The following is an 11,918-nucleotide window of genomic DNA, read 5'->3' on the forward strand; positions in this document are numbered from 1 at the left end:
TCGGCGTCTTGGAGTCAGACACCGTCAGCCCTCAGGCGTAACGAACTTGTAGCCAATGCCGCGCACGGTCTGGATGATCTGCGGGTTCTCCGGATCATCCTCCACCTTGGCGCGCAGGCGCTGCACATGCACGTTGACCAATCGGGTGTCGCCCGAACTCTCATACCCCCACACGTCATGCAGCAACGCCGAGCGGCTGATGGCCTCACCCGCAGCCGCCGCGAGCACGAACAACAGCTCGAATTCCATCGGGGTCAGGCCCAGGTCCCTGCCGTCCTTGGTGGCGGTATGCTCCAGACGGTCGATGACGATGCCGCCACGTTCGACATGATTGACATTGGCGGCGTTCGCAGCCGTCTCTGACCCACCAGTCGCCGACATTGGTGCGGCGATGCGGAAACGGGCACGGATGCGCGCCAGAAGCTCGGCCACCTTGAAAGGCTTGGGCACATAGTCGTCCGCTCCCGCCTCGAGACCCGCGACCACGTCGGTGGTGTCCGATTTCGTAGTAAGCATGATGATCGGCACATTCGAGGTCTGGCGAATGCGACGGGCCACTTCAGTGCCGTCCAGCCCGGGAAGCATGACATCCAGCAGAATCAGGTCCGGCTTGACCGTCGGGAACATCTCCACCGCCCGAAGGCCGTCCGTGCAGGTGACGGTCTGGAATCCCTCGTTCTCCAATACGAGGCTCAGCATTTCGCCGATGGCCTGATCGTCGTCGACAATGAGAATGACCGACATGCCCTTCCACGCTCCTCTGTTCGCACCGATTTCCCTACACCACCGTTGGAACACTTCACTGTTCCGTTACACTTTACCTCTTCCCGCCATCTTCGCCATGCAGAATTGGTCGGATTATCGCCAGGCGCTGGCTCACCTCATGCTCGTAACCGCGATCGTTGGGATGATAGTATTCCGTGCCGCGCAGCATCTCGGGCATGTATTCCTGAGGCGCCACGGCGCCGGGCCAATCGTGCGCGTACTTGTATCCCTCATGGTTGCCCCATTCTTTCATGAGCTTGGTGGGAGCGTTCCTGAGATACAGCGGCACCGCGCCGATCTTTCCCGCGTCCACGTCGGCAAGCGCGGCGTTGATGGCGTTGTAGCTGGCGTTCGACTTGGGCGCCGTGGCCACTGCGATGGTCGCCTCGGCGAGGATGATGCGCGCCTCTGGCATGCCGACCAGGGCCACGGCCTGGGCGGCGGCGACGGCGACCTGCAGGATCTGCGGAGCGGCGAGCCCCACCTCCTCGGCCGCCGCGATCATGATGCGTCGGGCGATGAACCGTGGATCCTCACCGGCTCTGATCATGCGGGCCAAGTAGTGGATGGCGGCGTCCGGGTCGGAGCCGCGCATCGATTTGATGAACGCGGAGATCACGTCGTAGTGGTCATCGCCGTCCTTGTCGTAGCGCACGGTGGCGGTGTCCATCACGTTGGCGACGACGTCCGGTGTGATGATGGGGCGGCGGGCGCCCTTCTTGCGGGCCTCGTCCCCCGTGACCGCACCGGCGGCAGCCTCGAGGATAGTCAGGGATTTGCGCGCGTCGCCTCCGGCCATGCGCACGATGTCGGCTATGGCCTCATCAGTGGCTTTGACTTCGCCTTTAAGCCCTCGTTCACTGTCCAGCGCACGGTGCACGAGCTCGGTGAGCTGGTCGGCTTCCAAGGATTCGAGCTTGACGACCACCGAACGGGACAGCAACGGCTTGATGACCGAGAAACTCGGGTTTTCGGTGGTGGCTCCGATGAAGGTCACGTCACGGTTCTCCACAGCAGGCAGCAATGCGTCCTGCTGCGATTTGGAGAACCGATGCACCTCGTCGATGAACAATACGGTCTCCTGGCCGCGCGAGACGAGACGTTCGTGGGCGCGGACGAGCACGTCACGCACATCCTTGACGCCGCTGGTCACGGCCGAGAGCTCCTCGAACACGCGGCCGGACTGCCCGGCGACGATGGTGGCGAGCGTGGTCTTGCCGACGCCGGGCGGACCGAAGAGAATCACCGAGCTTGGGGCCGTGAGGCTTCCCTTGCTGGCCGGATTGGCGAGGCGGCGCAGGGGACTGCCCTCCCCCAGCACATGCCGCTGCCCGATGACCTCATCCAATGTGCGCGGCCGCATACGCACCGCCAATGGCCGCGTCATCGTCTCCGGCGCATCCGACGCCCCGAACAGATCGTTCTGACTCATGGTTCCACCCTACAGCACGGCTCGAACATCTGTTCGATATGATGATTCGTGCATATTTCGAATTCAGTCCCCGTTGCCCACCTTGTAGTCGTAGAAGACCACTTCGCCGGTGTCCTGGGTCGCGTCGAGGTCGACCACACCTTCGATGGCCCAATCGTGGTCGCCATCGGAGTCGTCGATGATCTGGCGTACCTTCCATGTGTGCTCGTCCTGCTCATGCCGGTCGTCAAGCATGAACAGCTTGGGCGAACGCGCGTCCGCACCGATGCCGACGTATTCGTGCTCGTCGTAATAGTCGTCAAGCACGTCCTCCCACTCGTGTACGCCGTAGCCCCAGTCCTTGTCGAGCGCACCGAGTTTGTCGGGGTCGTCGAGGTCCATGAGCTGCACACGGCGGAACAGGGCGTTGCGAACCAGCACGATGAGCCCTCGCCGGTCCTCGACCACCTGGTTCTTTTTGCCGGGCGCGGCCAGGGATGCGGCAGCCTCGGATTGAGCTGAGGAATCTCCGGCGTTCTCCCACTCGTCCACCAGCGAGGAGTCGATGGAGCGGACGAGCACGCGCAGCCAGGAAATGATGTCCTCCAGCTGCTCGTCGCATTTCTCAGGCGGTACAGTGCGGGCCAGCGTGCGGTAGGCGTCCGACAGGTAGCGCAGCAGCGTGCCTTCGGAGCGGGCGATATTGTATCGGGCGATATATCCGGTGAAGTCGGAGGCGGTCTCCACCATGTCTCTCACCACGGATTTGGGGCTCAGATAGTAATCGTTCGCCCATGGCACGTCATGCCGGTACTGGTCGAACGCCGCCTCGAGCATGTCCTCCAGAGGCTTGGGATAGGTGATCTCCTGCAGCTTGTCCATGCGCTCGTCGTAGTCGAGACCGTCGGCCTTCATCTCCTCGAGGGCCTTGTCTCGCGCCTGGCGCTCCTGGGCGCGCAATACCTGCTTGGGGTCTTCGAGCGTGGCCTCGGCCATCGAGATGACGTCCAGCGCATAGGTCTCTGATTCGGGGTCGAGCAGTTCGAGGGCGGCGAGCAGGAACGGGGAGAGTGGCTGATCGAGTGCGAAATCGTCCGGCATGTCCAAGGTCATGAAATAGTCCTTGCCGCCGTCCTGCCTGTCCTCGGTTTCGATCACCTGTGTGTCGAACAGGGTCTGGAAGATCTCGTCGGCGCGCTGATGCAAATGCTCTTTCTGCTCCGGGGTCTGGGCGCTGTCGTCAATGAGGTCCTCGACGCGGGCGCGGGCGTCGCCGCCCTGCGCGACCTCGTTGAGCACCATGGAATGCGTGATCTTGAGATGCGGGACCAAGGTCTCCGGTTCGGCGTCGATGAGTTTGTCGAACGTGTTTTCGTTCCAGGTCACGAATCCTTCGGGCGCCTTCTTGCGCTTGACCTTCTTGAGCTTCTTCGGGTCGCCGCCTGCCTTGGCGAGCGCCTTCTGGTTCTCGATCTCATATTCGGGGGCCTCGGCAATCACCAATCCTTCGGTGTCGAAGCCCATACGGCCGGCGCGGCCTGCGATCTGATGGAATTCACGGGCCCTGAGCCGCCGCATCTTCGTGCCGTCGAACTTGGTCAGGGCGGTCAGGACCACCGAATGGATCGGCACGTTGATGCCGACGCCCAGCGTATCGGTGCCGCAGATCACCGGCAGCAGGCCCTGCTGGGCGAGCTGCTCGACCAGACGGCGGTAGCGTGGCAGCATGCCGGCGTGGTGGATGCCGACGCCGGTGCGCAGCAGCCGTTGGAGTATTTTGCCGAACGCCGTCGTGAACTTCACCCCCTTGATGGCATCCGCGATGGCCTGTCGCTGCTCCTTGCTGGACACGCCGGTGGAGGCGAGCGCCTGCGCGGTCTCCAATGCGGCGTCCTGCGAGAAATGCACGACGTAGATCGGCGTCTCACCGTTGCGGAAGGTCAGTTCGACGGTCTTCTCGAGCGGGTCGAGCGTGTACTCGTAGCTCAGCGGCACCGGACGAGGCGCGTCGGCGATCACGTCCACATCGGGCGTGTCGTTGAGGTCAGCGAGCTTGTCGGCCACGGCGTCCACGTTGCCGAGCGTGGCACTCATCAGCAGGAACTGGGTCTGTGGCAGGGTGAGCAGAGGCACTTGCCATGCCCAGCCACGTTCCGGGTCGCCGTAGTAATGGAACTCGTCCATGGCCACGAGCCCCACGTCCGCATGGACGCCTTCGCGCAGCGCCTGGTTGGCGAGAATCTCGGCGGTGCAGCAGATGATGGGCGCGTCAGCGTTGATATGGCTGTCGCCTGTGATCATGCCGACGTTGTCGCGCCCGAACACCTCGACGAGATCGAAGAACTTCTCCGAGACCAAGGCCTTGATCGGTGCGGTGTAGTACGAACGCCGGCCGGTGCACAAGGCGGCGAAATGCATGCCGAGCGCCACCAGCGATTTACCGGAGCCGGTGGGCGTGTTGAGGATCACATGGTCGCCGGCGAGCAGGTCCATGATGGCCTCCTCCTGATGCGGCCACGGCTCGATGCCTTTGACCTCCTGCACCCAGCCGAAGAACCGCTCGTAGATATCGTCGGCGGTGAGATTGCGCTGTCGTCCGTCGCCATCCCACTCGGGGGCCAGACGTCCCAGCGATCCATATTCCTTCTCGTCAGTCATAGTCCCCCAGTCTAGCCGCCCGTAATGCCTGTATGTGATTTCCCAACTGGCAGTCTGCCATCTCAACGTGCACGTCTCAGCGCCCACACTCAGCGCCCACAACAATCAGGGCGTCCGTCCACGCCCCGCCTATGAGCGGATTGTGGGCGGACGCCCTGATGCCGATGGCAGGCTAATCCGGCTTTTACCGTCATGCCGTCATGTCATGTATGCCGCATGATAGTGCTCTGTCATAACGGTTCGGCCGGCTGGGTTCTTCAGTGACGCGAGGCTTCGCGGCGCTTGATGACGAGCACCGTGACGCCACCGGCCGCAGTGATCGCCAACGCAGCGACCAGCGGAGCGATGGAGGAACCGGTGTCGGACAGTTTCTTGTTCGGCTTCGCAACCGGCTTGCCAGGCTGAGGCTTGCCGGGCTGCGGGTTGCCGCCCTCACCGGCTGCCACGGCGAGCGGCAGACTTGCCGTGGTGCCGTTGGTGGCGCCGACCACGGTGAGGGTCAGGTCACCGGCCTTGGTGTCGGCGGGAACCGTCACCTTGAGCGAAGCGGTGTCGCCGTTGTTGACCTGCGCTTCTCCCACGGTCTTGCCGTCGATGGTGGCGGTCAGCTTGGTCTCCTGCGGCACACCCAGAGAGGTGAGCGTGAGCTTGGAGAAGTTCAGCGTGAACGAGTCACCGGCCTTGACGGCCTTGGTCGGCACACCGGTCACGGCCACCGCACGGCGGTCGTAACGCGGCTTGAGCGGCGAGTTCTTGCCGATGTAGTCGATCCATGCGTCACGGTCGACCAGACCGGTGTCCTTGGTGTTCTTGCCCTGGGCGAAGGCACGGAAGTTGTCGCCGCCCTGGAGCAGGAAGCTGAAGGAGCCGATACGGTACTCCTTGTTGAGGTCGAGCGGCTTGCCGTTGACGGTCACCGAGGTGATGTGGTGGCCTTGGACGGCTTCCGGATCGTAGGTGTAGGACACGTTGTGCGACAGGCCAAGCTGCAGGTACGGGCGTGAAGGCACCTTGCCGTCAGCGGTGAGCTGCCACTGCTGTTCCAGAGCCTCCTTGAACTGCGCGCCGGTCAGGGTGGTGGTCCACAGATTGTTGAGGAACGGCAATACGGCGTTGGCCTGGGCGTAGGTGATAGAGCCATCAGCCGAGAGCGTGCACTTCTCGTTGTCGCCGGTCTTGCAGAACTCGGCGCGCAGGCCACCGGGGTTCACGACGCCGATTTCGGCACCGCCACGGTCGGCGGACTTCAGCGATTCGAGCAGCGAGTCGGCCACGAGGTTGCCCATCGTGGATTCGGATGCACGGTCGTCACGGGCGCCGTCCTTGAATGCGGTGGTGATGTCGGCGGCGATGGAGCCGACCTTCTCGTTGCCCTTCTTGTCGGCGACCTCAAGAGCCGCGTCCACGATTTCCTTGACCTTCTTGACCGTCTCGTCGCCGGACGCGACCAGCTCGTCATCGGACTTGCTGGTGTCCACCGCGTTGTTGTCGGACTTGACGTAGGAGACCTGGCCGTTGGCCTTGTCATAGTCGAGCACGACCTGGCCGACGTTCGCCGCGTAGCTGCCGGTCTGGATGATCGGGCGGTTGTTGTGGGCGGGATCGGTGTAATCGTACTTCATGTGGGTGTGGGCGGTGAAGATCACATCGACTGCCGGGTCGGTCTGGTCGACGATCTCCTTGAACACCGGGCTCGAGGCCTTCTGCTCGTCGAGCGTGGGCTTGCCGGTTTCGTCATCCTCGTTGGCGGGGGCGCCCTCGTGGTATTCGGCCACGATCACGTCGGCCTCGCCATTGGATTCATCGCCATCGGTGAGCTGCTTGGCCACGCGGTTCACAGCCTCGACCGGATCGCCGAAGTCGATGTCCTTGATGCCGCCGGGCGAGACCAGCGTGGAGGTCTCCTGGGTGACCGCACCGATCACGCCGACCTTGACGCCGTCGACGTCCTGGATGCTGTACTCAGGCAGGGCCGGGGTCTTGGTGCCCTTCTTGTAGACGTTGGCACCGAGGTAGTCCCACTGGGCTTTGTTGTTGCCTTCAGTGCCATTCATCACACGACCGGTCAGGTCGTCGTAACCCTGATCGAACTCGTGGTTGCCGACGGCGGAGGCCTTCACACCGAGCGCGTTGAGCACGTCGATGGTGGGCTGGTCACGCTGCACGGAGGAGTTGAACAGGGATGCGCCGATGTTATCTCCGGCTGCGAGCAGCAGCGAGCTGTTCGGGTATTCGGCTCGCAGCTGTTCGATGGTCGCCGCGAACGGAACCGTGAGGTTCTTGTCGATGCGGCCGTGGAAGTCGTTGAAGTTCAGCAGGTTGATGGTGGTCTTGGTGGAGGCCGGCGCTGCGGTCTCGATCCAGCCCTGACGCAGGGAGTGGCCGTCGGTCACGCCGTCGTCGGCCCAGAAGACCGGCTTGTAGCTCTTGCCGTCCACCACCTTGGACGCCTCGGCGTCGGGAGTGATGGCGTAGCCCTCGGAGTTCTGCGCGGCGATTTCAGCCGGGGTGTCGGTCAGCTTGGTGAGCTGGAGGGCGCCGTCCTTGAACTCGTAAGTACCGATCAGCGCCTTGGTGGCCTTCTCATCGGCGCCGATGGTGTTGTCGCCCTCGGCGATGAGCTGGTTATGCTCGGCATCCCAGAACAGGTCACGCGGTCCGGAGTAGCCGGCGTTGGTGGCGGCGGCCGGCAGCGGAATCTGGGCGACCGGGTAGGCGACGTCCTGACCGTCCACGGTGGCAAGGGCGAAGGCGTAGATCGCTCCCGTCTTCTCCAGCGCGGCGAAGAACAGGCCGCCGAAATCGTTGCGGGTGCCGGTCGGGTCGTACGCGTGCACGTTGTCCGGGTCGAGGTTCGACTGGAAACCGTTGGCGAGCAGCGTCGCGTCCGGGATGAATGCCACGCCCTCGATGCCGAGGTTCGCGTCGTCCTTACCCATCTGCACATCGAACCGGGTCAGCGCGGAGGTCAGGTTCCATTCGTTGACGGCGGTGAGGTCCTGCGCGCCGTCACCGTTGGTGTCGGTGGTCGGCTGGCTCACGTCGTAGCGCAGGATGGAGGGACGCGGGGTGTTCTTGTTCTCGTTGTCGCGCTCGGCACCGATGAACACGCCCTTGGAGGCGTCTCCATTGATCAGCGTGATGCCCTCGGAGTCGACTCCGCCCTTGCCGTCCTTGAAGTGCAGCTGCTTGCCGCCCTTGGTCTTGCCGTCCTTGTCGAACGTCCAGCCGTCGGCGGGATCCTGCTGCCACTTGCCGTCCTTGTAGACGAACTTGTTGATGGCGCCTGCACCCTTGGGGCCGGTGATGCCGAGGGTCGGGTTGAGGTCGTTGTCGGCCGCCCACAGCGTGCCGGGCTGTCCGTCGGCACCGGGCTCATAGACCAGTCCGGACAGGTTGCCGTCGGTGTGCTCTCCGGTGGCCTGGCCGGCGCCGAACTCATCCGTGCCGTCAATGGCCGTCACCTCGGCAAGGCCGGGCCATGCATCGACGGTGAACTTCTCAGTGTCACCGCTGCCAGGATTGTCGGGATTGGTGGTTTCGCCTTCCTTGACCATGCCATCGGCATCCGTGTTGGCCACGTAGACGGCGTTCTTGTCGTCGCCGTTCCAGCTGAAGCTCAGCACCAGCTTGCCGGTCTTGTCATAGACGCGGACCTTGTCTTCCTTGCCGAGACCGATGCCCGCAAGCTGGTCCAGGTTGAAGGTGGCTTCGCCGACTGCCGGCACCTTGGTGCCATCGGCGATGGTGTACGTATGGTCTGCGGAGTCCTTGTCATCACGAATCGAGTAGCCGGAAATGTCCACGACTGCGGTGTTCTTCGATCCGATGGTGACGGTGTCGGTGCCCACTTCGATGCGCTTGAGATACAGCGCCGTGGTTTCGTCCTTGATGATGTTGTCGTCGGAGTCCGTCTCGGCGGCGGTCGCCGGCGCGGTCGCAGCTGGCGGCTGGCTTGTCGGCGCGGCGAATGCCGCAGGCGTCATGCCTGCCAATCCCGCCAATGTGGCGATTGATGCGACAAGCGCGATAGCACGATTCGTGCCGCGCTTGAAGTCAGTGTATTGGTTCACTGCCCTGTCCCCTTCCTCGGTGGCCCATGTACGGACGGCATTGGGCCGTCCGCTGAGCAATCATGGTCAATCTCCAAGCCTATGGAGGAAATATGAACCGGTCACAGTACCGACAAGAACGGGATGTGTCTGCAAATTGAACTCTGGACCAACTCACAGTGGCATCTATTGGTGGCGTCTATTGCCGGCGGCGGCCCCGCAGATGCAGGAGCACTCCGATGAGCGCGGCGGCTGCGGTTCCTACCGCCACAGCAGTCAGAGCCGGCACCTGCACCATGTGAATCACCGAGGAATCAGGACCGGCCTGGGCCGCGCTGTTCTCTCCGGCCTGTATGTCCGATTGCGGATGGTCGCCGTTGTCGGCGTACTGCGCATTGACCACGGTGGGGCCGCTCAGCTTCGTCTGGTCGGCGGTCTCCACCTTGGTCACATCACCATTCCGGTCAAGCGTGACGCGGGCACACAGGGCCTTGGCCCAGTTGATGCGCTGCCAGCCTTCGGAGGACTCCCACAGTGGATATCCCGAATCCAGAGCCGTGGCCTTCAGGATCGCATTGCGCTGATCGGCATGCAACTGTGGGTATGCGAGTCGCAGCACGTCGGCGGCCCCGCGCGGCGCGGTGAACTCCCGGCCGGCCTCGTCCTTGTCCTGCGGGAAGCCGTAGGTCATGCGCGCGGTGTAGACGCGCACGGCGGACGACTGGTCCCTGACCGGTTCGGTGGCCACCGGGTCGAGGAAGTCGTTGGAATATCCGCCCGAACCGTTGGCCTTGAGATCGGCGATGCAGTCGGCCAGCGTATCCCCATGATGGTCGGCCTGACACCGTTCGGTCAGATAGTCGCGCAGCTGTCGAGCCGCCGGCACAACGGCGGAGGCGAATTCGTTATGCCAATACTGTCCGTTCTGCGCCGACGCCCCGATGCGTCCGCCCATGATGTCCAACGGATAATGCACGCCGAGCACGATGCGGTTGTTGCCCGCTTCCGAGGTGCGGGCCATGATCTGCGGCGCCAGTTCGGGGATCATGCCGGCGAGCGCAATACCCCATGAATATGCGGTGGTAGTATGCCCGGATGGGTAGGAGCTGTTCTTCTGGAGCGTCGAATATCCGGGGATATGCTCGAGCCACGAGGGCGACTGCTTGATGTCGAGTGTGGCGGGAAGTCCGGCGAGATCGTTCGTGCCGCCGAGTGTGCTTTGTGAGCGGTTCAGATAGGGCCTTGGATGCATGGCGGCACGTTTGGATTGGAAGGTGGAGGCCACGTTGAATTTGAACAGGTCGGAGATCCTGTTGAGCTTTCCTTGTGCGAAGCCTTCGCTCATGTACTTGCCCAGCACAGGCCCCAGGGAGTCGGGCATGGTCTCCTCGCCGATCAGGTCGGAATCGATGAGCGCGCGTTTGCGCTGATCATTCAGCCCGTTGTCATCCAGGTTTTCCGATCCCAGATGGTTGATCTGCACCGCCAGGTCCTCGTCCAGCTTCATGGCGGCGGCATCAAGGACCTTGCCGCCGTGTTCAGAGTCCACCGGTGCCTGCCAATAGTCCTTTTCGTAGTCGGACAAAAGCGACACCCAATCAGGGTTGGGCAGTTGGTCGGCCTGGGCGGTCGCAGGTACCGCGGCCAAGGCCAGAGGCAAACATACGGCGATAGCGAAAACGGAGGATAGGTTGCGCAACATCATATGCTCCAACCTATCCCCCGTTCAGCTACGTAGCCGTGGAGCCGATAGAACACTCGGTGAACTCTTTGTGCCGCACTAGCGCCGACTAAGGTTCCCAGACGATCGACACGACGTGTCCAACGGCTCAGATTTTCGGCTTCGCACCGAGGCTCGTGCGCCCTCCCCCGATATTGTCGCCACGCTTGAACACCGTGCCGTGATCGGAATGCTCATGCTCCCTTGACGAGAGCTTGGGATCGGGCGCTTGGGGCGTACCGGGCTTGCCGGTACCGCGATCGTGCTGTTCCTCGGTTTCCGGATGCTCGACGTCATAACCCTGCTCATACCGCGTCCTGCGCCAATTGCGAATCGAGGCGTTGGTTCCACGATGGTGCACGTGATACTTGCGCGGGGCGCCGCCGAACGGCAGCTCCTCGACCTCCTTGGCCACGGCGATCTGGTTTACATTGGAGGCGTCGCCGGCGGCTATAGGCGCCAACGGCTCAGGCTCGGCCGGGGCGGCGGTGCGCTGCTGCATGCGCTCGGGCAGCCATTCGGCGAGTCTGGACAGCAGCCAGCAGGCGATGAAGTAGATCACCGCAGCCATGACCAACGTCTGCAGGATATTGAAGTACATCGAGCCGAGTCGACGGGATTCCTGCAACAGGTCGGTGTACATGATGATCGACCCCAAGGCGGTGTCCTTCAACACCACCACCAGCTGGGTGACGGCGGCCGGCAGCATGGCGTAGACCGCCTGCGGCACCTCGATCTGCACCAACGATTGCGTTTCGGTCAGGCCCAATGCCAGCGACGCCTCCCGCTGGCCGCCCGGCAGGTTGCCCACGCCGGAGCGCACCAGCTCGGCGACCACCGACCCGTTGTACAGCACCAGAGCCAGCACGACCGCCCAGTAGGAGGGGTCGGGCAAACCAGCGAAGGCGAACCAACGCCAGAAGAAGATCATGAGCAGCAGCACCGGTACGGCGCGGCAGAACTCCACAATGATTGCGGATATGCCGCGCAGCAGCGTGTTCGGCAGCAGACGGCCCACGCCGAACACGAGGCCGAACGCCACAGCGCCGACCACGGCCAGCACGGTGGCTTTGACGGTCATCCACAGGCCCGGCAGGTAGAAGTCGGTCCAGGCCTCGCGCTCGAGCGCCGGCTTCCACAGCTCCCAGCTGAGCTGGTTCTCGCCGTCCGGCGGATTGTGCAGCCGCATGAGTATCAGGACCAGCACCACGGCGAATACGATGCCGGCCACCCAGTTGGCGATGCGGATGGTGCGACGGCCCTTCGGACCGGGGGCGTCGAACAATACGGAATTCGAAGTATCAGCCATGGT

6 protein-coding genes are annotated in these 11,918 nt (G+C 63.3%); all 6 read right to left on the reverse strand.

All coding sequences use genetic code 11. The features are described from left to right. Positions 1 to 24: 24 nt before the first annotated feature. The 6 genes from mtrA to BW14_RS05235 all read right to left on the reverse strand — a co-directional run bounded on the left by mtrA (position 25) and on the right by BW14_RS05235 (position 11,915). Positions 25 to 744: an MtrAB system response regulator MtrA gene (gene mtrA, locus BW14_RS05210; protein WP_044088644.1), complete on the reverse strand. Its 720-nt coding sequence runs from the start codon at positions 742 to 744 to the stop codon at positions 25 to 27. 73 nt (positions 745 to 817) lie between these two features. Then, a complete protein-coding gene (locus BW14_RS05215) occupies positions 818 to 2,197 on the reverse strand; it encodes a replication-associated recombination protein A (protein ID WP_044088645.1) in 1,380 nt (459 codons plus the stop codon). Positions 2,198 to 2,260: 63 nt separating this feature from the next. Then, a complete protein-coding gene (locus tag BW14_RS05220; protein WP_044088646.1) occupies positions 2,261 to 4,834 on the reverse strand; it encodes an RNA helicase in 2,574 nt (857 codons plus the stop codon). A gap of 257 nt (positions 4,835 to 5,091) precedes the next feature. Beyond that, complete coding sequence (locus BW14_RS05225; RefSeq protein ID WP_258184900.1) at positions 5,092 to 8,907, reverse strand: 5'-nucleotidase C-terminal domain-containing protein; 3,816 nt, start codon at positions 8,905 to 8,907, stop codon at positions 5,092 to 5,094. 178 nt (positions 8,908 to 9,085) lie between these two features. After that, a complete protein-coding gene (locus BW14_RS05230; protein WP_181161709.1) occupies positions 9,086 to 10,588 on the reverse strand; it encodes a phosphatase PAP2 family protein in 1,503 nt (500 codons plus the stop codon). A 127-nt stretch (positions 10,589 to 10,715) separates the two neighbouring features. Continuing rightward, the gene (locus BW14_RS05235; protein ID WP_258184901.1) at positions 10,716 to 11,915 is read right to left on the reverse strand and encodes an amino acid ABC transporter permease; all 1,200 of its coding nucleotides are present in this window, start codon (positions 11,913 to 11,915) and stop codon (positions 10,716 to 10,718) included. Positions 11,916 to 11,918 lie beyond the last annotated feature (3 nt).

It is taken from the genome of Bifidobacterium sp. UTBIF-68 (genome assembly GCF_006408855.1).
GTDB classification, from domain to species: Bacteria; Actinomycetota; Actinomycetes; order Actinomycetales; family Bifidobacteriaceae; genus Bifidobacterium; species Bifidobacterium reuteri.